At 60.5% G+C, this 23378-nt stretch carries 20 protein-coding genes and 4 pseudogenes; 8 read left to right on the top strand and 16 right to left on the bottom strand.

Translation table 11 applies throughout. The features are described from left to right. Positions 1-125: 125 nt before the first annotated feature. Both LMTR13_RS08555 and LMTR13_RS08550 read left to right on the top strand, forming a co-directional pair. A complete protein-coding gene (locus LMTR13_RS08555; protein WP_418219762.1) occupies positions 126-1034 on the top strand; it encodes a tyrosine-type recombinase/integrase in 909 nt (302 codons plus the stop codon). Further along, a pseudogene (locus LMTR13_RS08550) lies at positions 1015-1209 on the top strand (IS91 family transposase); the annotation flags it as partial. The gene LMTR13_RS08555 and the pseudogene LMTR13_RS08550, both read left to right, overlap by 20 nt. 572 nt (positions 1210-1781) lie before the next feature. On the opposite strand, the pseudogene LMTR13_RS08545 reads toward LMTR13_RS08550, so the two are convergent. The 8 genes and pseudogenes from LMTR13_RS08545 to LMTR13_RS43225 form a co-directional block, all read right to left on the bottom strand. Further along, positions 1782-2950, bottom strand: a pseudogene (locus LMTR13_RS08545) (IS3 family transposase). Between the two features lie 24 nt (positions 2951-2974). Beyond that, a complete protein-coding gene (locus LMTR13_RS43585; RefSeq protein ID WP_156795501.1) occupies positions 2975-3094 on the bottom strand; it encodes an MAPEG family protein in 120 nt (39 codons plus the stop codon). A gap of 423 nt (positions 3095-3517) precedes the next feature. After that, complete coding sequence (locus LMTR13_RS43580; RefSeq protein ID WP_418219761.1) at positions 3518-4042, bottom strand: RNA-dependent RNA polymerase family protein; 525 nt, start codon at positions 4040-4042, stop codon at positions 3518-3520. Further along, positions 3997-5010, bottom strand: coding sequence for a reverse transcriptase domain-containing protein (locus tag LMTR13_RS08535; RefSeq protein ID WP_418219760.1), 1014 nt, complete (start codon positions 5008-5010; stop codon positions 3997-3999). The genes LMTR13_RS43580 and LMTR13_RS08535 overlap by 46 nt, the downstream gene beginning before the upstream one ends. Before the next feature lie 409 nt (positions 5011-5419). Next, positions 5420-5983: a hypothetical protein gene (locus LMTR13_RS08530; RefSeq protein WP_065727495.1), complete on the bottom strand. Its 564-nt coding sequence runs from the start codon at positions 5981-5983 to the stop codon at positions 5420-5422. Positions 5984-7035: 1052 nt separating this feature from the next. Continuing rightward, the gene (locus tag LMTR13_RS08525; protein ID WP_236843307.1) at positions 7036-10176 is read right to left on the bottom strand and encodes an AAA family ATPase; all 3141 of its coding nucleotides are present in this window, start codon (positions 10174-10176) and stop codon (positions 7036-7038) included. Positions 10177-10326: 150 nt separating this feature from the next. After that, positions 10327-10404 (bottom strand): annotated as a pseudogene (locus LMTR13_RS43575) (hypothetical protein); the annotation flags it as partial. A 611-nt stretch (positions 10405-11015) separates the two neighbouring features. Next, positions 11016-11249 (bottom strand): hypothetical protein, encoded by a 234-nt coding sequence (locus LMTR13_RS43225; protein ID WP_269465887.1) that lies wholly within the window; start codon positions 11247-11249, stop codon positions 11016-11018. Between the two features lie 75 nt (positions 11250-11324). Between LMTR13_RS43225 and LMTR13_RS42220 the strand changes: the two are divergent. From LMTR13_RS42220 to LMTR13_RS08515, 3 genes and pseudogenes are all read left to right on the top strand, one after another. Beyond that, positions 11325-11583 (top strand): annotated as a pseudogene (locus tag LMTR13_RS42220) (hypothetical protein). Positions 11584-11709: 126 nt separating this feature from the next. Continuing rightward, positions 11710-11931: a hypothetical protein gene (locus LMTR13_RS08520; RefSeq protein WP_065732530.1), complete on the top strand. Its 222-nt coding sequence runs from the start codon at positions 11710-11712 to the stop codon at positions 11929-11931. 6 nt (positions 11932-11937) lie between these two features. Continuing rightward, positions 11938-12360 carry a hypothetical protein gene (locus LMTR13_RS08515; RefSeq protein WP_065727493.1) on the top strand — a complete coding sequence of 141 codons (423 nt, stop codon included), beginning with the start codon at positions 11938-11940 and terminating at the stop codon, positions 12358-12360. 277 nt (positions 12361-12637) lie between these two features. Here LMTR13_RS08515 and LMTR13_RS08510 read toward each other — a convergent pair whose 3' ends face one another. After that, complete coding sequence (locus LMTR13_RS08510; RefSeq protein ID WP_065727492.1) at positions 12638-13036, bottom strand: hypothetical protein; 399 nt, start codon at positions 13034-13036, stop codon at positions 12638-12640. Between the two features lie 1224 nt (positions 13037-14260). Between LMTR13_RS08510 and LMTR13_RS43570 the strand changes: the two genes are divergently transcribed. From LMTR13_RS43570 to LMTR13_RS08505, 3 genes are read left to right on the top strand one after another with little or no spacing between them, the layout of a single operon-like run. Further along, on the top strand, positions 14261-14479 hold the full coding sequence (locus tag LMTR13_RS43570) for a WecB/TagA/CpsF family glycosyltransferase (protein ID WP_156795499.1): 219 nt from the start codon (positions 14261-14263) through the stop codon (positions 14477-14479). 5 nt (positions 14480-14484) lie between these two features. Then, positions 14485-14676 (top strand): WecB/TagA/CpsF family glycosyltransferase, encoded by a 192-nt coding sequence (locus tag LMTR13_RS43565; RefSeq protein ID WP_156795498.1) that lies wholly within the window; start codon positions 14485-14487, stop codon positions 14674-14676. 35 nt (positions 14677-14711) lie between these two features. Next, a complete protein-coding gene (locus LMTR13_RS08505) occupies positions 14712-16133 on the top strand; it encodes an exopolysaccharide biosynthesis polyprenyl glycosylphosphotransferase (protein ID WP_065727491.1) in 1422 nt (473 codons plus the stop codon). 422 nt (positions 16134-16555) lie between these two features. Here the strand turns inward: LMTR13_RS08505 and tnpC (LMTR13_RS08495) are convergent, their stop codons facing one another. The 7 genes from tnpC (LMTR13_RS08495) to LMTR13_RS08470 form a co-directional block, all read right to left on the bottom strand. After that, the gene (tnpC, locus tag LMTR13_RS08495) at positions 16556-18208 is read right to left on the bottom strand and encodes an IS66 family transposase (RefSeq protein ID WP_065726634.1); all 1653 of its coding nucleotides are present in this window, start codon (positions 18206-18208) and stop codon (positions 16556-16558) included. 46 nt (positions 18209-18254) lie between these two features. Further along, a complete protein-coding gene (tnpB, locus tag LMTR13_RS08490) occupies positions 18255-18602 on the bottom strand; it encodes an IS66 family insertion sequence element accessory protein TnpB (RefSeq protein WP_065726633.1) in 348 nt (115 codons plus the stop codon). Next, positions 18599-19000 (bottom strand): IS66-like element accessory protein TnpA, encoded by a 402-nt coding sequence (gene tnpA / locus LMTR13_RS08485; RefSeq protein ID WP_065726632.1) that lies wholly within the window; start codon positions 18998-19000, stop codon positions 18599-18601. The genes tnpB (LMTR13_RS08490) and tnpA (LMTR13_RS08485) overlap by 4 nt, the downstream gene beginning before the upstream one ends. A gap of 235 nt (positions 19001-19235) precedes the next feature. Continuing rightward, entirely contained in the window at positions 19236-20873 is a 1638-nt protein-coding gene (gene tnpC, locus LMTR13_RS08480; RefSeq protein WP_065726659.1) for an IS66 family transposase, read from the bottom strand. Between the two features lie 50 nt (positions 20874-20923). Continuing rightward, positions 20924-21292 (bottom strand): IS66 family insertion sequence element accessory protein TnpB, encoded by a 369-nt coding sequence (gene tnpB / locus LMTR13_RS08475; protein ID WP_418219759.1) that lies wholly within the window; start codon positions 21290-21292, stop codon positions 20924-20926. After that, complete coding sequence (gene tnpA / locus LMTR13_RS38825; protein WP_083218906.1) at positions 21289-21693, bottom strand: IS66-like element accessory protein TnpA; 405 nt, start codon at positions 21691-21693, stop codon at positions 21289-21291. Before tnpA (LMTR13_RS38825) ends, tnpB (LMTR13_RS08475) begins: the two co-directional genes overlap by 4 nt. 410 nt (positions 21694-22103) lie before the next feature. Next, the gene (locus LMTR13_RS08470; RefSeq protein WP_065727489.1) at positions 22104-23318 is read right to left on the bottom strand and encodes a DegT/DnrJ/EryC1/StrS family aminotransferase; all 1215 of its coding nucleotides are present in this window, start codon (positions 23316-23318) and stop codon (positions 22104-22106) included. Positions 23319-23378: the final 60 nt, after the last annotated feature.

Genomic DNA, 23378 nt, shown 5'->3' with positions numbered 1-23378 from the left:
TCGCGTGAGCGGCACCTGAGGTCCGCTACGGGCCCACTGGACTAAACCGCTCGCGCGGTAGGGCGCTGCGGCTGGCGACACAGCCAAGAGGATAGCGCAACGGGGCGTCCTGTCTTGAGATCGAGGTGTTTCGACAACCTCACTCAAGACAGGAGCACCCCCATGACCGACGAGGCCATGAGCCCATTGCGGCGGCGCGTGATCAAAGACGCAAGTTAGCGCCAAAGACCCAACATGACTACGTGCAAAGGATCAAGAACTTCGCGGCGTTTCTCGGGCGATCACCGGATACGGCGAGCTTCGAGGACGTTCGCCGCTACCAGTTGCATCTGGCGGCGAGCAGTGTTGGCGTGCCGACCCTCAACCAGACCGTCTCGACGTTGAGGTTCTTCTTCCGGGTCACGCTCAGGCGCCACGAGATCGTCGAGCACACCCATGTCATCCACGAACCGCGCAAGCCGCCGGTGGTGCTCAGCGCCGAGGAGGTGGCGCGGCTGCTCGATGCCGCACCCGAGCTCAAATACAAGGCGGCGCTGAGCGTGGCCTATGGTGCCGGCCTGCGCGCCACCGAAGTGGTCTCGCTCAAGGTCTCCGACATCGACAGCAAGCGTATGATCATCCGCGTCGAGCAGGGCAAAGGCGGCAAGGACCGTAATGTGATGCTATCTCCGAGCCTGCTCGACCTGCTGCGGACCTGGTGGAAGGCGGCGCGCCCACAAGGTTGGCTGTTCCCGGGCCGCGATCCGGCGCAGCCGATGACCACGCGCCAGCTCAACCGCGCCTGCCATGCTGCCGCCCAGATGGCGGAGATCAACAAGCGCGTCTCACTGCACACCTTGCGGCACAGCTTCGCCACCCACCTGCTCGAGCAGAACATCGACGTCCGCGTGATCCAGGTGCTGCTCGAAGCAGAGACATACTGCCCACCAACAGAGGGGCGGATCTACTATCCGTTCCATCCACGGTATGGCGAGTCGGTGCTGATTGTCAGGAGATACGCCCACCGTGGGCGGAGACATCGCCCGCGCCCGTGAACTGCTCGCCGTTGCAAAACCTGACAGCGAGCCCACCGGCGCCGCCGATCCCGGCAAGCCCATTTGTCCATGCTGCGGCGGTCGCATGATCATCATCGAGGTATTCGAGCGCGGTTGTACGCCACGGCAGCGGCCGACAGCTGCAACGACCCGCATCAGGATCGACACCTCGTGACCGCGTCACACTCCCGCAAATCTGCGCGTCGCGCTCGCTGGCTCTCGACCGGCCACGGCAGAGCGCGCCCAAATATCCGCCCATCGTCGCAAATCGTTCGACAATTTGTAGAGCCCGACGCCACCCGCCGCTCATTCCTCAGCCGCTGCGCCGTCTAACTACTCGTTGCCTCGGCTCGATCCCAATCAGCCAGCGCGCCCGCAGCACTCAAATCCCCATAGCGCCTGCCCCACCGCCTCACGTCCCTCAAGCGCGGTTTCCTCACTTGGAGGCTTTCGGACGCCGGCCGCCGAGCACGCGGCGCCATCTCTCAAGCGGCAGGCATCCGTAACCCTTCACACTAGCAGTCATTCTTTGCCCGGGATGGCTTGGTCCGCTCTGTCTCTCGGAGCGGACATACCGGCCGGGCATCAGGGAAGCTGCCGGCCCAAGAGTATCCCGACATTGCATTTGGATTCGCAAGTGAGACGTTATGGAAGAAGCCGGCCAGTGGCCCAGCCCTGCCAGCTGTTTTTAACTACCGAGTTTTTCCAATAGGCGGTCTATGATCTTCCCCGAAAAAGTGGACGGGTTTAAGCGGCTTTTAGCCCCATCTCGATCGGGACGATAGATCCGATGCCGGAATGGAGCCGTGTTCGGTTGTAGAAGCCCTCGATGAAGGCGAAGATATCGCGCCGGGCCTCGGCGCGAGTCTTGTAGTTGCGATGATGAACGAGCGCGGTCTTCAGGGTACGGAAGAAGCTCTCCATCGATGCATTGTCATAGCAATCGGCCTTGCGGCTCATCGAGGCGGTTAAGCGGCGCCCAAGAGAGCATCGCGATAGGCGTGTGAGGCATACCTGCACGCCGCGATTGGAGTGGTGGATCAGTCCGCCCGGCGGCCGCTGCTGCTGGATGGCCATCGTCAGCGCCGCGGATGCGAGTTCGACCTGCATGTGATCCCGCATGGCCCAGCCGACGATCTTTCGGCTGAAGAGATCCATGACGGCCGCCAGATACAGCCAACGCTCCGCGGTTGGGATGTAGGTGATATCGGCGAGCCAGACGCGGTTCGGGGCTGCGGCGGTGAAGTCGCGCGCGATCAGGTTCGGTGCGATCGGCAAGTCGTGACGGCTGTCGGTGGTGGGCATACGGCGCGGCGGCGCCATGACGGCGCGGATACCGTGGCGGCGCATCATCCGCTCGATCCGGCCGCGGCTGGCGCGACGGCCCTGCATCCGCAGGATGGCATGGACGCGGGGCTGCCGTAGCGTCCGCTGCTGTCTCGCTAGGCCTGCCGGATCGCAGCCAGAAGCGTGGCATTGGATTTTGTCCGCTCGCCCGCCGGGCGCTCGCGCTAGGCATAGTAGCCGGCCGGCGAGACCTCGAGCGCGGCGCACATCAAGCGTACCGGATAGCTGTCGCGGTGGTCCTCGATGAAGCGGAAGCGCATGTCCGGGTTCCGGCAAAGATCGCGATCGACTTTTTAAATGTCGCGCTCCATGCGCAGCCGTTCGTTCTCCTGACGCAACCGGGCGATTTCCGAAGCCTGGTCCGCCGACATCGGCGTCGCCTGCGTGGTGGGGCGCCGCGCCGCCGACGTCGGCTGCGGCCCGAACTGCTCCACCCAGCGCCGCAGCACCGATTCGCGAAGACCGAGTTCCTTCGCGACAGACGTAATCGATCGGCCGCTCGACCCGACCAGCTCAGCGGCCTGGCGCTTGTAGTCTTCCGTAAACGATCGGCGTGGACGTCCTTCCATGTGACACCTCCTGGCTCTCCGAGCCTACAGGTGTCCACTCATTCGGAGGAGGTTCAGGGCAATGAGCACTGCTGCTGCGAAGAGCGGAAATGTCTCGATGAAGTTTCGCAGCGCGAAATCCAGCCGGCCAGCCAGCCCCGTCAAAACCGGAACGCTTCATCGCGCGCACTCGCAGTCCACATGTATCCGCGTTGCAGGCCTGCCGCGTGTGAGGCCAACGCAATTTGGACAAGCCCTAGCAAGTTACTGAGCCAAGCATTTTGAATTCAAGCGTCATCGATGGTCCATGTTAGTTTGAGAGGCACGGCACCATAGCGCGCAATGCTCCAGCCCCGACAGTGGTGGCCCCTCAGATCGGCTTTACCCGATGTCGCAAGGAGGTCTATGTTTGACTTTCCGCCACCTCTAAGCCGCGAGGACCGCTTGGGTCAGAGGCAGAAATTCTGTCCCTGACAGCCCCTCGTTCGCTCTTCCGTTAAACGCCGACTAAGGAGATTGCAACGTCGCCCGGTCACGGTAGGGACGGCCGTCACCAGCCGCCCCCCGTACAGATCCCGGCGTGCGCAGCTAACGCACCGGGCTCCTCCCTCGGGTTCCAGCGTCGAAGCGGTGACAAGGCAGCGGGTGTATCGTTCTGATTGGCGGAAAGAAGCGGGCGACGAGCTGGATGAACCTCTCCCAGCTGAGGCGTGCTGTTTGGCTGCGCCGCTTGAGCGATGCGAGCCAGAGCCGCTTCACCTTGTTGAAGAACCACCACAGGCTCGGGTGGTTACCCGAGACTGCGAAGTAGTTCAGATGCCCTTTCAGCATCTGTTTCACCCAAGCACCGGTTTTCGCGATGGGGTCGTGCATTATCCTGCGCAACTCGATCTTGATCGCCAGGAGCTTGGCTCGCATCCGCTTCTTGATCGTCTTGCGCCCGATGACGAACGAGCCCCATTTGCGTGATCGCGTGCAGAAGTGCGTGAAGCCGAGGAAGTCGAAGGTTTCAGGCTTCCCCTCTCCAAGCTTCTCACGTTGCTTGGCCGCGTGGCGGCCAAAGCGGATCAGCCGGGTTTTGTCCGGGTGCAACGCCAGTTCGAACTTGCGCATTCGCTCCTTGAGATCGTCAAGGAACGCCCGTGCTCATGCTGAAAGCCGACGATGGTGTCGTCCGCATAGCGGATGACGATCATGTCGCCCGACGCCTTGGCGAGGCGCCAGCGATGGACCCACAGGTCGAACACATAGTGCAGGTAGACGTTCGCCAGGATCGGTGAGATCACCGCGCCTTGCGGAGCGCCACATACGCCACGCGTTCTGCGTCCATCTTCGACAGTGCCGACCTTGAGCCATTTTGCAATGAGGCGCAGGATGCGCTTGTCCGCGATACGGTGCTCGAGGAAACGGATAATCCATGAGTGGGCCATGGCATCGAAGAAGCCCCGGATATCCGCGTCAAGCACCCAGTTCACTTGCTTCCTGAGAATGCCGGCATGGAGAGCGTCCAGCGCATCGTGCTGGCCGCGGCCCGGCCGGAATCCGTAGGAGAACCCGAGGAAGTCTTCCTCGTAGATTGCTTCGAGAACCGTCGCGACCGCCTGTTGGACGATTTTGTCCTCCAGGCACAGAATGCTCAGCGGTCGTTTCGAGCCATCAGCCTTCGGAATGTAGGTACGTCTGGCTGGACGCGCTCGGTAACTACCCCGGTGCACCTTGTCGTGCAGGTCCTTTAGCTTCTCTTCGAGGTTCTCTCCGTAGGTCTGCCACGTCACGCCGTCGATGCCCGGCGCGGAGTCCCGTTCAAGCGCAAGGTAACTCCGCTTCAGGAGATCGATGGTGATGTGATGCAGCAGCGCAGTGAACCGTACACTCTTGCTCTGTCGCGCCGCTCGGCGCACGGCGATGAGTCCGTTCGACGCGGTGTCCCGGCGCAGTGTCCGGGCCGCGGCCGTCTCGCCGCCGTTCCCCTTGGGCGGGGTCCTTCCCTCCACGGCCTCCGCCGAGGGCAAGCCCTCTTTGTTCGGCCGCTTCTCGGGTACTATGACCCCGTCCGAATTCTCATCCGCGTGCATGTTCATCGTTCGGCTGTTGCCTTCATGAACCGGCCCGGCTTGCCTGTCCGGACACGGATGAGACTTCCCAGGTTCCGTGCAAAGAACTTCTCCACGTGCACAAGGTCTCCGACTGCGCGAGGTTCTTTCCCATGCAAGCCATTCGCCATGGGACGATATTGCCTTCTCTTCAGCAGAATGAGATCGGCACCTCGAAATTAGACCCGTTTCGCAGCTCAATACTTGGCCCGTGGTCTCCCCTGTGAACGCTTCACGTCGGCCCTCGCGGGACGCCGCGCATCACTCGGGGTCGGGGCGGATGGCTAGTCCTTACCCCGTGGGGGACTCTCACCTCCTATTCTTTGCCAGCTTTCCTGGCGCACTCTGCTTCGGGCCAGGAGGAGGCATTCCGATCGGATATTCCTATTATGCTCGATCAGGACTTCCCTTTGAGCTTAAAGGATCCGAAGAATTTTTCTTTCTTTTCCGCCACCACGTCGCGATACGCATTGGGGCAGTCAATCGTTAGTATGTAGAGCGTACCTTTCATCCTGATGTAGCGGAAATGCGCAGCCGTTGCCGAGTTAGCCACTGAGAAGGACAGATTATCGACGTCATCCTTGGTATTGCGGCTTACATCAGACACTTTGTTAGCGGGATTGGATGAGACGGATTTGGGGATCGCCGCGAGGTCGACAGGGGTCCTTGCAGTTACCGGCAGTTCGACCGCCGTAAACTTGATTCCCTCAGAACTCTTGCCGCCGACGACATGACTCACTTCTCCCGTGCCCGGGTCGCGAGTCGTGAAATCATTGAATGGAATTGGCAGGAGAACCGAGAACGAGCCCTTGGTCGAAACAGCTGGATACCACCCCGCGCCATCGTCTACGTTAACGCCGACACGATGCATTTCAAGTTTCGGTTCTGCAGTGGCGGATGTAGAAACTATGAGCGCCAGCGAAAGGACACTCGCGAGCAGCCGCAGAATGGAGATGGGCATGGATGGTCTCCTACCGTTGCAGTTGGGCAGGAGATGTCCGTTGTTTGTTGGAAGAAAGGCATGATGGCGCCGCCGGCGGCTGGCACTGCGCGTCTGTGGTTCTGGTGCAACAACTAGACCTCGCGTATTTAGTCTTGAAAGAGCGTTGGCCGCTGAGCGCGCGAGTCCGGAATGGGGCATTTTCAGAACTCGCATTGCCTCGGATATAGATCCGCTCGCCCCTCAAGAGCGGATGCCGGGCGTAGCATCAGCTTGGTCGCGGTAGGGACGAGGATTGCTCCCCGCCCCCCGCACAGATCCCGGCGTGCGCTGCTAACGCACCGGGCTCCTCCCTCGGGTCAGACGTCGTGCGATGAACGATCTAGTCGCGCTCGTCGCCCGACGCGCAGCCATCATTCGGATCAACGCGGCATCTCGGCTCAGTGTCCGAACCGCGGCCGCCTAACGGCTGTTCCCCTTGGGTGAGGCCCTTCCCTCCACGACTTCCGCCGGGAGTTGCCCCCGTTGTTCAGTCGCTTCGCAAGTACTATGGCCTCATCCGACTTCTCATCCACGTACATGCTCGGCGTGCGGCTTGTCGCCTTCCCGAGCCGACCCGGCACACTAGTCCGGGCATGGATGAGACCTCCCAGGTTCCGAACAAAGAACTTCTCCACGTGCACAAGGTCTCCGACTGCGCGAGGTTCTTCCCATGCAAGCCATTCGCCATGGGACGATGTTGCCTTCTCTTCAACGGAATGAGATCGGCACCTCGGAATTAGACCCGTTTCGCAGCTCAATACTTGGCCCGTGGTCTCCCCTGTGAACGCTTCACGTCGGCCCTCGCGGGACGCCGCGCATCACTCGGGGTCGGGGCGGATGGCCTAGTCCTTACCCCATGGGGGACTTTCACCTCCTATTCTTTGCCAGCTTTTCCTGGCGCACTCCGTTTCGGGTCAATTCGGAAGTCGGCCTCCGCAGCAAGCAGATCCGCTCCTCGGAAACGTTGGACATCTCGTAGTGTGCGTCATGGCAGCTCGAATCCGGGCTGGCAATGACGATTACGAGGACTTCTACGCGCTTAGTTCGTCGAGTAAGGCCTTCGCTTTCTTCAAGTCGGATGCGTCGAAGCCCTCGGTGAACCAACCGTAGACCTGCGCGAGGAGACCGTGTGCTTCATCGCGCTTGTTCTGGTCGCGCCAGAGCCGAGCAAGGCTTATGGCGGAGCGCAGTTCCCAGAGCTTCGCCTCCTGCTGTCGTGCGATTGCGATGGCATACTGAAAGTCGGCCTCCGCCTCGGCCTCGGCGTTCTGGTGAGTAGTTCGCAACAGCTGGCCTCGGCGACATCGCAATTCGGCCTCGAACCACCGCACGCCCGATTTCTCGGTTAGAGACAAAGCCTCAAGCAGTTGGCCGAGCCCTTCTTCGGGCGTTCCCACCTTCACGTGCGCCGTGGCAAGCTGCGCGAGGTAGAACGGAAGGGTCCACGCCGCGCCGGACGCTTGGAAACCCTCGATCCCGCGCCGCAGTAAATCCATCCCCGCGTCCGAGTCGCCGGCCTCGACCAGAGTCCAGCCGCGATACGCCGTTCCCATCGCGAGAAAGAAGGCAAAGCCCTGCTCGGTAGTAAGCGCAATCAGCTCATCCGCGAGCAGGCGCACGGTCCGTGGATCGTCGAGCACGAAGTACAGCCGGCAGGCGACGCTTAACGCGAATGCCAGGCTGATGGGGTGCGACAGCTCGCGCGCCTCTGCCAGGGCTTCCCTGCTCCGCGCTCGGGCTTGATCGACGAAGCCTAGAAGCCCGAGCGTCAACGACAGGAAGGAGAGCATCGCCACGCTGGCGTTCTCGGCGAACAGAACCGTCAGAGATCGATGCTGCGTGGGATCGTAAAGTGCAAGCCCCTGCTCGAGATGCGCGCGCGCCAAGCGCAACTCTCCGCGATGCAGCCAGCTGTCGCCAACCGCCCGATGACCGGCCACTAGCGCGGCCCTGTCGTTTTGGCGTCCGGCCAACTCAAGCAGTTCTTCGGCGGCGCGATGCGATAGTTTCGTCTCGGCGCGCACGTGGTGATGAACGAACTCGCCCCACAACGCCTTGAGCAGATTCGGCGTGTCGTTAAGCAGCTCGCAGAGACGACGCGCCCGCGCGTAGGACTTTCCAGTCTCTTCGGCCGCATGGCCCTTCGCGGCGATCAGCGCGCCGCCTATTGCGAGTTGAAGTTGGAGTTCGGTACGCTGGCTCTCGGCAGCGTTTGGTAGATGGGACAGCAGATTGAGCGCCTTCCGCATCTGTCTGATCGCTTCTGCGGTTGCTGAGCGCGCCTTGGAGCGTTCGCCGGCCTCCTGCCAATAGGAAACCGCCTTCTCGATCAGACCGGCATTTTCAAAATGGTGCGCGAGGATCTCGGGCTGCGCTTCGGCCGTTGTCGCGAGCTTCTCCTCCAGTGCGCCAGCGATACGGGCGTGCAACTCACGACGCTGGCCGCGCAGCAGCGTGCCGTATGCCGCGTCCTGCACCAATGCGTGTTTAAAGAGGAAAATGGCCTCGGGTGGTTCGCCGCGCCGAAACACCAACCCGGTACCTATCAGCCGGTCTAGCGCCGATCGCAGCTCGCTCTCGCTCCGGCGCGCGGCGGCGGCAAGCAGATCGTAGGAGAACTCCCGGCCGATGGCCGCGCCGAGTTGCGCGACCTCCTTGGCGATCGGGCCAATACGGTCGAGCCTCGCCATCAGCGAAGCGTGCAAGGTGGGCGGGACCGCGAGGCCGGGGAGCGGCGCAGCGGAGACGGCGCGCTCGACCCCGGCAGCACCCGCTTCGAGCACAGCCTTGGTCAGTTCCTCGACGAACAGCGGCACTCCGTCCGTTCGCTCAGCGATCTCAGTGACGAGCTCGGGCGGCAGTTCCCGGTCGCCAGTCATGCTCCGGATCAGCGCGGCGCCCGCCTCATGATCAAGACGGTTCAGAACCATCGTGTTGACGTGTGACTTTCCGGTCCATCCGGACTGAAACTCGGGGCGGAAGGTGATCAGCGACAGCAGCGGCAGGGTTGCCACCCGATCGATAGTCCGGTGCAGCAACTCGCGCGAGCTCGGATCGATCCATTGCGCGTCCTCGAAGACCATCATGATTGGAAGTCGCCGGGCCAGACCTTCAAGTTGTCCAAACAAGGCATCGAAAGTCTTCTCTTTCTTTCGCTGTGGCGTGAGGGCAATCGGCAGAGAGCGCTCGCCGGTCGGAATCGATAGCAGCTCGGCAAGGATTGCCACGTCCTCGTCGGGCGGCAATGCCGGGGATAGCACCGCCTGCAGCTTGTCGAGCCTGTGCTCCGGCGTGTCCTCGCGCTCGAAATTGACGGTTCGTTGGAGCTGAGCAATGAAGGGATAGAGCGAGCTGTCCTGGTGATGCGGCGAGCAGAAATACCGCAAGCGCGTGTGCGGCTCGCCCCCGATACGCTCCTGGAGCGCTGCGACGAGGCGCGATTTGCCAATCCCCGGCTCGCCCGCCAGCAACACTACCTGACCGGTGCCCGTCTTGGCGCGCTGCCAATGCTGCACGAGCAGTTCGAGCTCCTTCTCGCGCCCAACCAACGGTGTGAGCGCTGCCGCGTGGAACGCCTCGAAACGGCTTTCCGCCTTTCCCTCGCGCAGCACCCGCCAGGCGCGCACGGGCGCTGCGAAGCCCTTCAGCGTCACCACGCCGAGATCCTCGTAATCAAAGAGCCCGCCGATGAGCCGCCGCGTGTCCTCGGCGATTAGCACCCCGTCGGGCTCGGCGAGCGCTTGCAGTCGGGCGGCCAGGTTCGGCGTTTCGCCGAGCACCGCCTGCGGCTCGGCGGCCTCGCTGCCGATGAGGTCCCCCACGATAACGAGACCAGTCGCGAGCCCGAGGCGAACCCGCAGCTCGAGATCCGGTGGAGCGCCCGGCGCGTGCCGGGCCGCGGCGATCTCAAGCGCGGCGCGCACCGCGCTCTCGGGATCGTTCTCGCGCGCTGAAGGATGACCGAACAGGATCAACATGCCATCGCCGATGTAGCGGCTGATGGTGCCACCGTACTTGCGAACGATGGCCGCCACGCCATCGCGGTACTCAGCGATGATCTCTCGTAGATCTTCGGGGTCGAGTTTCGTCGCAAGCGCAGTCGAGCCGACGAGGTCGCAGAACATCACTGTGAGTTGACGGCGCTCGGCGTACGAACTCGGGGCGGATGACAAGGTAGGGCGCTCCGTGACCCGCACCACGGTGGACCTCGACGCTCGAGCCGCTGCCGATACTCGCGCGGCTCCCGTCGGCATGAGGGCTGCGCCGCAGTCGCCACAGAACCTTTTACCCGACGGATTGTCGGCTCCGCACGCAGGGCAGCGCAAGAACAGCGGCGCGCCGCAGTCGCCGCAGTCCTTGTTTCCCTCTGGGTTGACTCTGCCGCAGCTCGGGCAATCCATGTCGCACCCGATCTAATTGCTGATCTGCATGAGCTCTCGTCGGTTTTCCCTCTAAGAGCGAACCTTCAGAGCGCGACACTTCTCCTCGGTCCCGACAATTCCGGGCTAATGCAACTGGGAAGCTTCCCGGCTGCTGCATTTGCCATTTCGAACGCAGCTGCGACTTGCGCGATCAAGAACAGTTTGTTCATGGCAAGCTCCCTAGAAAAGAGGGATAATCGCACCACGACTTCCAGCAATAATCTTAGTCCAACCCGCTCGCACCAAATGTGCGCCGTTTCACATCTATCGGTTTGTCCGCTCCTGACAGCCTTAGGCTTCAACTTGCACTGGCTCCAACCGCGCATCGTGCCGTTCAAGTAACAGCGCACGGTCAAGGCATGAACCTCCAGAGGACTGAACGCCGATAAACGGGCGGCCGGCAGGACAAACGGGACATCTCAACGATCAGATAGTCAGCAATTCAATTGACGTCGGCCATGAATGATAAGACATGTCGAGCCCAATCCCTTGGGGTTATTTGGAAAGCCACTGAAGCCCATTCGATCATCGCGTCGGCACGGCCGAGCAATGCCCTCAATGGCGCGGCTGGTCAACTTCTGCGCAAGGCGTCAGTCATGCTTGCCGCCAGCGACACGCCGGGATGGTTTCAATAATCTTGGAGGCGTAATATCATGGATCAAATCTCGTAGCGCCTCGGTATCGAACGGCTTTCGTAGTATTCCTAAATTTGAGGGAGCTGCTTTTGCCGCATCGCTGTAACCGGTCGTAAGGGCCACCGGCAAACTGGGATACCGCCATCGGATTTCTCTCGCGAGCCCGACACCGTCGATGGTCCCTGGCATAACAATATCGCTGAAGACGAGATCGATCTTCGCACCGTCTTCAAGCAGTTTTAATGCCGCGAATCTCGAACGCTGATGTTCAAGGAAAGGCGGCGCGCGATCCGGACGCTACGTGGTTGGGCGATCTCTGTCCTCCAGGAGGCTGGCGCCATCCGCGAATGCGAAGAGCATGGCTGGATGCAGGATCGCGGCGATCCGCACGCCCGGCAGCGTGCCTTCGACATCGCCCGCCAGGAACCGCCGTGCGGCCTCTCTCAGCAGCAAGCGGTCGCAAAGGTTCCGGGATATGCTGGACTCGATCGGCGACGCCTGCCCGGAGTGCCCGCAGGCCTGAGTGCAGTCCGCGCGTTCGGACGCACGAGCGGCGTCTTCCCATCGGAATGTTCTTCTCTTGAAAGTCGTCAGGTCGGTCGGATACTTGGTTGGGGCCCTTGGCTATCATCATCCGAGGAGGACGATCATGGCGATCCAGATCGTGATGAACCGCACCGGCGACAGCCGTCACCCTTTCAACCCCCACGACGTACAGGAAATGGCGAAAGCGGAGCAGCGGTTCTATGAGCTGACGAAGGCCGGCTTCATCGCTGCAGTCCGGACGGGTTCCGGTCAGACTTCGCAGATCCGATCGTTCGACCCCACTGCGGAACAAACCCTCTTCTTCCCCAGGTTGGTCGGAGGTTAGCAGGCCATGTTCGGTTTTCGACCGTTGCCGCCGGGCACCCGCTCCCGCATCAGAGCGACGCGAGCCTTATTTATCAGGCACGGCTCCGAGGGCACGCCGGAGGGCCGGTCGCTGCGGCTATTGCGAAAATGGCTATCGCCCGCACAGCGGGAGCAGTTCGCCAGGAGGGGCTACTTCGAAGTCGTCGGAAGCGACAGCGGAAAGCGGTACAGGATCCACGCCGGGGCCTCGGTGAACGTGTGCGAGATCGACGAAAGAGGTCGCCTGCAGGAAGGGTTGTGTTTCATGCCGATTGGCGCGCTGCCGATCGGAGATGTCATGCTCGCCCAGAAGATCGCGCTGGAGACATGCGAGGACAAGGCGCGCGCCGTGGCCCGCAGGTTCACTCCGAACGGTTTCCATTTCAGACAAACCCGACCTCTCGGCTAACGCCGCGGACCTCATCGCGACTGCGGCGGAGCCCGTTCTATGCCGACTTCCGCTGCGGCTTCGACGTCGTCTTCCTTGCAGCATTCTCCTTCGCCGGCTTCTTACCAGAGATCGCCAGCCAGCAACATCTCTTTCCAGCGGCCGCTTTCCTCGGCTTCTTCGTGGCTTTCGGGGCTGCTGCTTGCCGACGATCCATCGCGGGACATCAAGCTCGCGATCGAGAGCGGCTGGTTTGTGATGCATGAATCCGGGAACCTTCACCTGGCGCGATTGACGCTTACTTGGGCCCCAGCATGTCTTTCAGTTCCGCTGCCTTCTTCATGCACCCCTGCTCGTCGCCGGCCTCAGACATCTTGCGGGCTTCGACGATCATTTGGGCGGCATGATCCCCGCCCTCGACGCTACGTTTGCCGGTGACTTTTTCTTGATGAGGTGAAACAGGCTCCACAGCACGCGCCGTTGTTCCGGTGGTTTCCGGCGTATCGCTCTTTTGCTTTCCCGTTAGAAGCTCCTCTTGGTGCCTGGTCGCCGCCATTCCGGTTTCGCTCGTGCTCGCGCCCGTCTCCGCCGAAATGACTTTCTGTTCCAGTATTTTCAGTTCTTGGTTGCAATCAGCAAACGCCGGCGATGCGAGAATAAGCGTGAATGCGACTGCAGTCGCTATGCGAGTGGTCATTTGAACCTCCTACTCAAGGTTCTCCTTGTCACAAGTGAGAAATGCAAGGGAAACGGCACAAATATGAAGTGGTTCCTTGCTAGAAACAGCACTCGACCAGCCAGCTTCAGTCCGACCGACTATTACCCAATTCGCCGGTCAACACGCGGCGGACATAGATGAACGGCCGCGGAAAGCGCTTTACGAGCGCCCAACAACGCCTGCACCTGAAATTCGTCGCAAGTCTTCGCCTCATCATGACTGTCAAATTGGAGGCGGCGGTTCACAACTGCCATGCTGCGACTTGCCACCCTACCACCGATGGCTGTTGTTGCCTGCCTATCGGCAGCCCGGTCGCGTTGCCATGCGTCGCGTCGCAGCAAGGAGAATCCTCATCTCGCGGATGCCTGGTGCGACGTCTCGTCGGCGTTCTTGCGGCCGACGTTGCTGGTTACAGGAGTTTTCGTTGACCGTTTTTCCAGGGGAACCGATATAAATCCACGTCAATCGTTTTGAAAATCGTGGGCAGAGGGATCCGATCAACTGCGGGGTTTCTGATAAAAGCCTAAGGCTAGCGATCAACTTAAGTAAAAGTTGAACGGTTGGGAATACCCGGCGCAGATCATGGCTGCTCAGGGGAATAGGGGCGCCGCTTAAGTCCGGAGCGGCCCATGTCGATAGTGCACGTAGTTGGACGGTTTGCAGCCTCGGTCGGCGCGTTTGAATACGTCGTTCGAGAGCTTCCCACGCGGCAAATGAAGTCGGATTTTGCGCCACGGGCAGGGATGCCTGACCGCATCTTTTACACCGCCACGACCGGTGCGCGTTTGCCTGCCTATGAGGCCATTCATCAGGTCAAGCTGATAAGGATTCTGTGTTGGCAACCACCCCGATATCCTGCCAGTGGCGCTGACATTGTCCACGTCCAAGCAACCGATTTACTCGCCAACTTTCTTGCCGTAACGAAAGCATCTCATCGCCGCAGATTGCTTGTATCGACGCACGGCGGGCTCTTCCATACCTGTTCTGGTTCTTCCTTGGGACTGAACTGGTTTAGTGAAATCACACTGATGTCGGTGAGAGTTTACGCTTCGATCGCCGCTGTGAGCCAAACCGACCACGAGCCCCTCAGCCATATTCGCCTCAGTGGTTCATTCTGTATCGAGAACGGGGCGAACATTCACAAGCTCGCGAATAAGGCCGATGCGTTCGCTACGAAGGCAATGACTTGCCTGCGACGAGTAGATGGTGGTGTCCGCGCTGGTAGAGCATCTTTCGCAGCACCAACTCGTGGGCGTTCAACACGGATCCGCCGATCTCAATTCGCCCGCTCTACTCCAACGCATTCGATCCGCAAGGCCGTACCTGTTGCTTGTTGCCTTAGGAAATCCGGCCCACGAGCTTCGCCTTACGCGAAATATCGACGCGACCGGCTGCACGCCGGGCAACACTCTCGGAGGATAGCTTGATTGTATGGGCCGGCGAACTTCCGCGCTCCGTTGTGGATTCGCTCGGCTCATTTGAAATGGCTCTACCGGCTCAGGTTGGAGCCTCGGCGTTCGGTTTCGCGCTATCACGTAGGCGACTCTCTATTTTCTTGGGAGCATTGCGCTGTGGTGGTCCGAAGCAAGAGGCGAGATCCGGTAGAATTGGAACAATAGTGCCAGAACGAACTTGATTTTCGCCGGAGGCCAGCATGCTACAATCAACTTTTTCTGGACCGGTGGCGAGTTCGAAGGAAATTGGTCAGAGCCACGACGATCGCCTCGTGCTCGCTGCAATGCTGGCACTAACCGAAATGGCGGCTGTCGCAATATCGACCTACCTAGCCTTTGTTGCATATCATCTAACTGTTTGGGGCGGACTGCCCGGCACGATTTCGTACGGATGGATATGCACGCAATTGGCACTGATGTACGGCATCATCTGTCTGGCCGACAGGCAATACGATCTTCATGGCGCGGAATGGAATCGGCAAGCACTTCACCGAGGAGTGCTCGCATTGGCCTTAGCCTTTGTTTTCCTTCTCGCTCTCATGTTCATCAGTGGGACGGTCTTGAGCTACTCTAGGGGAACGTTCCTCGCGCAGTTGGCCATCGCCTTACCAACGCAGATCACGATTCGAGCACTATTATTGCACGCTATCGAAGTCGGCCGAAAAAGCGGCCGTTGGACCTCACCGGGCGTCGTGGTCCTAGTTTTCCCGGACGTCGAGAAACCGACCGTACTCCTCGAGCAATTATCATCCACGCAGGACGAGATACGCCAAGTTTATCGTCTAGACTCGACTAATATTTGGCTTCAGCTTCAAACGATCCTGCGCGACACTCGGACCCACCAATGTGATGCGGTGTTGCTGCTCTTTCATTCGCACAATATGGACGCGGTTACTCGTGCAGTGGATATGCTCTCCGAAATGCCGGTTCGGATTCAACTTCTACCTGTTGGCATGTTGAATTTCATGCGCTGTAGCCGAATTGGATGCTTCGGCCATGCCTCCGTGCTCGAGAGCGCGTCAGGACCCGATTGGGTGATGGATCGCTTTCTCAAGCGGAGTTTTGATCTGTTTGTTGCTGCAGCCGCCGGCCTCTTACTCATGCCGCTGATACTGATGGTGGCCGCGTTGATAAAATTGAGTTCGCGAGGTCCCGTCCTGTTCAAACAAACTCGCCATGGTTACAACAATAAGCCCATAACGGTTCTAAAGTTTCGCACGATGGTGGCGGGTCCAGCGAGTGCTCGTCAGGCAACTCGGGATGATCCTAGAGTCACGCGCATAGGACGGATATTGCGGCGAACGAGTATCGACGAACTCCCTCAGCTCTTCAATGTCATCCGGGGGGACATGTCGATTGTCGGACCACGTCCTCACGCCGTCTGGCACAATCAAATGTTTGAAGGTCAGATCGCCCGCCTATCTCGACGTCATAACGTCAAGCCAGGCATTACGGGCTGGGCTCAGGTAAATGGGCTCCGTGGTGAGACCGACACTTTCGAGAAAATGCGCGCCCGTGTGGAGCACGATCTGTACTACATTGATAATTGGTCTTTGGGCTTCGATCTAAAAATTGTCCTGATGACGATACTTTCAAAGAAAAGCTATGAGAATGCCTACTAGCAACGCCATGGGCGCTGCGAGCGGCAGCAACACTATCTTCTCGGGAGCCGCAGTAGCTGGCCAACGAGATAGCCGACCTGCAGCGCACATGCCGTGCCGACGCTAGCCAGAAGAGAGTGCATGAGAGTTGATTCGCTACTCAAATCGTAAAGTAGCGAAACCGCGGCACAGACTATGCTCGCCACGGTTGCGGCCACAATATTAAAGCGCGCCACATACACACCCAAGACGAAGCTGACGATCATTAAGCCGACCACTGAGGGCTCCGGACCTAGGATGATTCGTAATTCGCGATGCAGTTGGATGATAGAAGGTGTGAGCACGACGACAAGCCAGTGTTTTATTGTACGCATACGAAGAAGACCGCCTGATTGACGCATGCGCGCGGGCACGGCGAGTTCTATGATGGCGATGCGTGAAGGTCAGGCGGCTTGCTGATCGGTGGGGTTGTCGGCTTGGCGCAGGAGCTTCCATTCCCAGGGCAGCAGCTCGTGCAGACGCGATGCGGGAAGATCGGCGATACGGGCGAGGATGTCGGCGAGCCAGGCTTTGGGATCGACGTCGTTCAGGCGACAGGTCGTGATCATCGTCAGCATGATGGCGGCGCGGTCAGCGCCACGCAGACTGCCGGCGAAGGTCCAGTTGCGCCTTCCCAAGGCGATGCCGCGCAACGCTCTTTCGGCGGCGTTGTTGCTGAGGCAGATCCTGCCATCGTCGAGGAAGCGGGCGAAGTCGTCCCAGCGCCTGAGCATGTAATTCATAGGCTTCAGGACCTCGGAGGAGCGCGATAGGGTTTCTCGCTCGCGGAGCAGCCAGGCGTGCATGTCGTCGAGCAGCGGCTTGCTTCTCTCCTGGCGCACGGCACGCCGCTCGTCGGCACTGCGGCCATTGATGGCGCGCTCGATCTCGAACAGGGCGTCCAGACGCCTGACCGCCTCCAGCGCGATCGGGGAGACCGGTTTGCCTTTCTGTCCGTCCCGGGCGGTTTTCTCGATATCGGCCAGCTCGAAGAAGCCCCGCCGCGCATGGGCGAAGCAGAATGCCGGCGTGATCGGCAACACCTTCTTCTGCGGGTCGAACAGCGGCTCGAAGCCATTGTAGCAGTCGGCTTGCAGGATGCCGGTGAAGGCGGCCAGATGCTTCTGCGGATGCTCACCTCGTCGGTCGCTCGAGGCGTAATAGACCGCCGCCGCCGGCGCAGGCCCACCGTAGGGCCGGTCATCCCGCACATAGGTCCAGATTCGCCCGGTCGTGCACTTGCCCTTGGCCAGGATGCGGATGGTGGTGTCGTCGCCATGAAGGCGCTCGGCCGACAGCACATGCCGCTCGATCAGTTGGAACAGCGGCATGACGGCGAAGGTCCCGTGGCCGACCTGGTCGGCCAGCGTCGATAGCGGCAAATCGATCATCTCAGCCTTAAAGCGCACGCTCTGGCGGTTGAGCGGGATATGCATGCCGAACTTGTCGAACAGGATCGTCGCCAGCAATTGCGGACCGATGAAGCCGCGCGGCGTGGCATGGAACGGTGCCGGCGGCTGGCTGATCTTCTCGCAATCGCGGCAGGTGAACTTTTCCCGCACCGTCTCGATCAGCTTGAACCGGCGCGGGATCTCCTCCAGCGTCTCGGTCACATCCTCGCCCAGCTTCGCCAGGCGCGATCCGCCGCAGCATGCACAGCTCGTCGGGGCCTCGATGACGACGCGCTCGCGTTCGATGTCGTCCGGCCACGGCTTGCGCACCGGCCGCTTGCGTGTGAAGGCGCGCACCGCCTGGGTTTTCGCCGCGGCGGTACGTGCGGCAAGCTCATCCTCGCTCGCCGTGGTGACGAGTTCTTCGAGCTCCAATTCCAATTGCTCGATCAGCCGCGCCGTGCGCTCGGAGCGCTGCCCGTACAGTTCGCGCTTGAGCTTCTCGATCCGCAGCTCGAGGTGCGCGATCAGCGCCTCGTTGGCCGACAGCTCCGCCCGCGCACTGGCAGCTACCGCCTCGGCTTGCAGCCGCGCCTCACGCTCGGCCTGCAGCGCAGCCAGGGCACTCACGAGGTCCGATGGAAGGTCGTCCGGCTTCGATATCATGAAGCCATTGAATCAGATCACGTTGCAGATTCAAACAGTAAAACGGCTATCCGACCCGCGTTGGTCGCAGCGCTTCTTGAGGGTTGCGCCAATCGATTCCGGACAACAGATAGCTCATCTGCGCCGGTGAGATCGTCACTGCTTCGCCCGCAACCGATGGCCAGATGAACCTTCCTCTCTCGAGTCTTTTGGTGAACAGGCATGCCCCCTGGCCATCGTGCCAGATCACCTTCACAAGATCGCTTCGGCGACCGCGGAACACGAACAGATGACCGCTGAGCGGGTCCTTGCGCAGCACCTCCTGCACCTGGAGTGCCAACGACGGAAAGCCTCGGCGCATGTCCGTGTAGCCTGTCGCCAGCCACACTCGCGCGCCCGTCGGAACCGGGATCATCGGCGTACCAAAGCATCGAGAACGCGACGTAGCGCGTCGCCATCAACGTCGCCATCGACCCGGATGCGGTGCCCGCTACCAAGATCAATCTCGATGATGCCCTGGCTCTTCCGTCGACGCGCCGCCGTCGTCGTCAATGGCACTTCGGCCACCTCCCGCGGCGGCGCAGACGGCCCAATCTCGACCGGCACGAACGGCGCTGTACTCGCTTCACCATGCTTGCAAAGCTCTTTGCGCCACCTGAACAGCTGGCTCACATGAAGGCCGGCCATGCGAGCCACCTCGGAAACACTGGCTCCGGGCTCGAGCGATGCTCCAACAAGCCGTTCCTTCTCATCCTGCGACCACCGGCGCCGCCGCTCGACCGATGTGATAACCTCTGCCCGCGAAATCGTCATAGCGCTTCTCCTAGGATTACCCCTAGGACCTGCAGCCCTCGCGTCCCTCAAACAAGACGGCCTTTGGCGGAGGGATACGTTTTATTAACCAAAACGTGCATTGCAGCGCGGGTCGTCTGCAGGCGTGTACATCGCCCCAGTAGTCACCTTAAGCTGTGCGCTTCGAAACTGTCTGAAGTGGCGGCTGCACCCTGTTGCTGTGTAAGCATCCGGTGAAGACCGCGTAGCGGTCCACTCAGGCTGCCTTTTCGACTCGCTTGTTTTGGTCGCGCCAATTCCACGGAAGCAGTTCGTCGAGCCTTTGGACTGGATGCGCAGCGATGCGCGCCAGGACGTCGGCGAGCCAGGCTTGCGGATCCACGTCATTCATTTTGGCGGTGACGATAAGGCTGTACATCACCGCGGCACGGTCGCCGCCGCGATCGGAGCCACAGAACAGCCACGACTTCCGGCCCAGAGCGATGCCGCGCACGGCGCGTTCGGCGGCGTTGTTCGACAGGCAGATGCGGCCGTCGTCGAGGAAGCGGGTGAACGCGCTCCAGCGCTTGAGCATATAGTCCATCGCCTTGGCGACGTCGTTGCGACGTGAGAGCTTGGCGCGTTGCTCACGCATCCAGGTTTCCAAATCGGCGACCAGCGGCGCGCTCAGCTCCTGGCGGACGGCCCGGCGCCGTTCGGCACTCTGGCCGTTGATGCCTCGCTCAATCTCGAACAAGGCGTCGATCCGGCGGACTGCTTCCAGCGCCAGGGGCGAGATCACCGCGGGCTTTTTGCCCTGCACCTTGCGGCGCGCATTCTCCGCCAGATCAGCCATCACGAAGAACGGCCGTCGGGCGTGGACCCAGCACGCGGCTTCCAGGATCGGACCTGCGTTGCGGCCCGGTTCGTAAAGCCTGCCATAGCCGCCATAGGCATCGGCCTGGAAGATTCCGCTGTAGCTGGCCAGATGCGTCTGAGGATGTTCGCCGGCACGATCGCGTGAGTAGTAAAACACCGCCCCCGGCGGTTCTGGCCCGCCGAACGGCTTGTCGTCGCGGACATAGACCCAGATCCGGCCGGTGCTGGTCTTGCCCTTGGCCAGAACCGGCACCGTGGTGTCGTCGCCGTGCAGCCGCTCGGCGCTCAGCACATGGGCCTCGAGGCGCTGGAACAACGGCGTCAGCGCGACCGTACAGCTGCCGACCTGGTCGGCCAGGGTCGACAGGCTGATCGGCACGCCTTCCTTGGCATAGCGTTCGGCCTGCCGGTTCAGGGGCTGATGCTGGCCGAACTTCTCGAACAGCACCATCGCCAAAAGGCTGGGACCGGCCCAACCGCGAGCGATGACGTGGAACGGCGCCGGCGCCTGGCTGATCTTCTCGCAGTCCCGGCAGCTGAACTTCTCCCGGACGTGCTGGATCACCTTCCAGGATTTCGGGATCACCTCCAACGTCTCGGTGATGTCCTCGCCGAGCTTGGACAACCGCAAGCCACCGCAGCAGGCGCACGACGTCGGCCCTGATACGATCACGCGCTCGCGGGGCAGATGATCCGGGAATGGTTTGCGAGATGGCCGCTGGCGGGTGAACGACGCTACGGTGGTGGTGTTCGTGATCCTGGCCGCGGCCATTTCGGCGGCCAGTTCATCTTCGGTCGCTGAGGCCTCGAGCTCCTCCAGCGTCAGTTCAAGTTGGTCCAGCAGCCTTGCGGTACGCTCCGAGCGCGGGCCATAACGATCACGGTTCAGCTTTTCGATCTGCAGCTTCAGGTGAGCGATCAGCGCCTGGTCGTCGGATTGTTGGGCGCGAACGCTGGCGAGTTCGGCGCGCGTCGCAAGCAGCGCCGCATGCAGCGCCTCAATATCTTCCGGCAGCTTCTCGGGACTGTCACCCATGCCCTGATGGAATCACAAAAGCTGCGATTTGGCGCGGGTTTTTTGCAATCTCACGGGATTTTTGCGCAACCTATCCCGCGCTCTGCGGCCGCCAGCTGTGTTGAGGGTTGCGCCAGTCGATCGCCTCCAGCAAATAGCCCATCTGAGCTGCGGTCAGCGACCACCACGCCGTCCACCGTCGCCGGCCAGATGAAGCGGCCACGGTCCAGCCGCTTGGCGTAGAGCGACAGTCCAACCCCGTCGTGCCAAAGCGCCTTGATCAGCGTGCCGGCGCGACCACGGAACACAAAGATGTCGCCGGCAAAAGGATCTCGCCCAAGGCCCTCCTGCACCAGCAACGCCAGGCCCTGCATGCCTTTGCGCATGTCAGTGTGACCAGTCGCGATCCAGATTCTCGCGCCTGCTGCGATCGGGATCATCGCTGCTCCAGAAGGTCCAACACTCGAGACAACGCGGTCATATCAACGCCCGCGTCCACGATCACTCGACAAGCCTTGCCGACGACAATCTCCATGCGTCCGCTCGCCGGCGTCGCCAAAACGGTCGACCGCGCTGGAGGTGGGTCCGGCATCACCATCGCCGGCACAAAGCCGGGCTGAGGCTGTTCATTACCGCTCGCCCGGGTCCCAAACGATCGCCGCCAAGTCAACAGCAGCGAGCGCGAGATTCCATATCGCCGAGCTGTCGATGAGACGGCGCGCGGTGTCTGCAAACTCTCCAAAACGATCTTGAGCTTCTCATCATCGGTCCAGCGACGACGCCGACCAGTCTCAACAATCTCGAACCGTTCAATCTGAGCACTGCACTTATTGCTGTCCATAAGGACTGTTACACAGCACTCGACTTAACTCGACAAGGCGGCCGTCACCGGAGGGAGACGTTGCTGTCCCCTGCTCCTAGCGAGCTATAGCAACAAACGTTGTGCGCTTCCGCAATTCAAGTAGCTCCCGATCAGGGTGGCTCGCAATCCACCGGATTCGAAGTAGTTGGCGCATTCGCGCGGTGAAGCGGTCGAGGCAGCGTCCGATGGTCCAGTTGTAATGCAATGCCGCCAGGAAGGTCATGGTGCCAACGGCCGTTCGGAACCTTGGCGAAGAGCCTGCGGCCGCGTGGCGCGCAAGCCCTGCAACGGGGCCATGTCGATCCTGGTCCAGATCACGTCAAAGACCGAGCGCTCAGGTCCGATGCGATCTTCCATTGGATCCACACTATCGATCAAATGAATCGAACTCAGTGCCTCGGGATCAATGCCAACAGAAACTGGCTCAGCCTTTCAGCATATGCGGGCGTCACACGCGTGTGCGTTGGCAGGGTAATAATAGATCGCACCAACTCCGAAACATTAGTGGTACGGCCCGGTATATCGGTGAACTTCTCCATTTCATGGACATTCGGGTAAAGTGACAAAGCTACGTCGTAGTTATTGGCTAGCAGCGCCCTGTAGATCTTATCTCGCGAATTGCGACCAACGATGATCGGATAATTGACGAATCCAGCCGCCGCGCGACATTCTTCAGGTGTCTCAGCCGATACACTAATCTGGCGAAAATACCTATCATAAACCGCGGCGATCGAGCGACGGTGGTTGAGTATGTCTGCGACATCGCTAAATTTTCGGCTCCACTCAGCCAAGGCAGCGAGGGCCGGGCGGCTGGTAATAGTGTCGTCCAGGCTAGCCGTCTCAATGCGTGACAAAGGAAGGACGTCGACAATCTCGCTAGACTCAATCATTGAGCGCCGCAGCGTAAAAAACAGCGGAAACACGAAGCGACTCGTGACAAAGCTGTATGTTAGAATTTTTTTTGCTTGGAATCGATATTGCCAGAACCTCAGCCGCGGCCACGCTTCAACTTCAGCTTCGATCGCCGTTGCAATCTCTCCAGGAGGCATGACTATCGCTCCGCCCCAAAAAAAATTCAGTATCTTAAATCCCGAGAAACTGAACACGCTTGCTTCGCTGACGGTACCGATTGGCCTGCCTTCGATACTAGCGCCCAAAGATATGGCGCAGTCATCGAAGAACTTCACGCCTCTGGAGCGACAGAAGTCAGCTATCGCATTCGTTTCCGCTTGGGGGACGTGATAGTGAGTGACCAGAACACACGCGGTCCGCTTATCGATGAGCGACCTGAGGTGGCCAAAATCAACGTTGGTCGAATTTGGACGAAAGTCCACAAAAACTGGCTGGCCCCCTCCAAACTTCACCATGTTAACGACGTCAGGTATAGTGTACGGCGACATAATTACGTTGCGCCGCGTTTCTGTAACGACCTGCTTGACCAATAGAAAGATTCCGGAGCGGGCTCGCCCTAACGGTATTATGGCGCTTGCTCCGCCCAACAGAGAATTCAGTCTAACGCGAAAAGCTTGATCGGCCTCTTGGTCGGACTTCAGCCAACAAGAGATATATCGAATTTGATAGATGATTTGATGCGGTATTTGCATTTCCGTTTTGGACCTTAAGCGCCGCGCTCGCGTGCCAGCTCAAATCGTCCTATCGGTAAA

Origin of the sequence: Bradyrhizobium icense, assembly GCF_001693385.1 — a bacterium.
GTDB classification, from domain to species: Bacteria; Pseudomonadota; Alphaproteobacteria; order Rhizobiales; family Xanthobacteraceae; genus Bradyrhizobium; species Bradyrhizobium icense.
Note: the sequence above shows the minus strand (reverse complement) of the source record. Positions and strands in the feature narration are given on the sequence as shown.

Bases quoted from the DNA above. Each gene is read 5' to 3' on its own strand.
- LMTR13_RS43580 (WP_418219761.1), bottom strand. From the start codon at position 4,042: ATGCGCAAGTTCGAACTGGCGTTGCACCCGGACAAAACCCGGCTGATC.
- LMTR13_RS08535 (WP_418219760.1), bottom strand. From the start codon at position 5,010: ATGAACATGCACGCGGATGAGAATTCGGACGGGGTCATAGTACCCGAG.
- LMTR13_RS08530 (WP_065727495.1), bottom strand. From the start codon at position 5,983: ATGCCCATCTCCATTCTGCGGCTGCTCGCGAGTGTCCTTTCGCTGGCG.
- LMTR13_RS43225 (WP_269465887.1), bottom strand. From the start codon at position 11,249: ATGCCAGGGACCATCGACGGTGTCGGGCTCGCGAGAGAAATCCGATGG.
- LMTR13_RS08520 (WP_065732530.1), top strand. From the start codon at position 11,710: ATGGCGATCCAGATCGTGATGAACCGCACCGGCGACAGCCGTCACCCT.
- LMTR13_RS08515 (WP_065727493.1), top strand. From the start codon at position 11,938: ATGTTCGGTTTTCGACCGTTGCCGCCGGGCACCCGCTCCCGCATCAGA.
- LMTR13_RS08510 (WP_065727492.1), bottom strand. From the start codon at position 13,036: ATGACCACTCGCATAGCGACTGCAGTCGCATTCACGCTTATTCTCGCA.
- LMTR13_RS43570 (WP_156795499.1), top strand. From the start codon at position 14,261: ATGGTGGTGTCCGCGCTGGTAGAGCATCTTTCGCAGCACCAACTCGTG.
- LMTR13_RS08505 (WP_065727491.1), top strand. From the start codon at position 14,712: ATGCTACAATCAACTTTTTCTGGACCGGTGGCGAGTTCGAAGGAAATT.
- tnpC (WP_065726634.1), bottom strand. From the start codon at position 18,208: ATGATATCGAAGCCGGACGACCTTCCATCGGACCTCGTGAGTGCCCTG.
- tnpB (WP_065726633.1), bottom strand. From the start codon at position 18,602: ATGATCCCGGTTCCGACGGGCGCGCGAGTGTGGCTGGCGACAGGCTAC.
- tnpA (WP_065726632.1), bottom strand. From the start codon at position 19,000: ATGACGATTTCGCGGGCAGAGGTTATCACATCGGTCGAGCGGCGGCGC.
- tnpC (WP_065726659.1), bottom strand. From the start codon at position 20,873: ATGGGTGACAGTCCCGAGAAGCTGCCGGAAGATATTGAGGCGCTGCAT.
- tnpB (WP_418219759.1), bottom strand. From the start codon at position 21,292: ATGATCCCGATCGCAGCAGGCGCGAGAATCTGGATCGCGACTGGTCAC.
- tnpA (WP_083218906.1), bottom strand. From the start codon at position 21,693: ATGGACAGCAATAAGTGCAGTGCTCAGATTGAACGGTTCGAGATTGTT.
- LMTR13_RS08470 (WP_065727489.1), bottom strand. From the start codon at position 23,318: ATGCAAATACCGCATCAAATCATCTATCAAATTCGATATATCTCTTGT.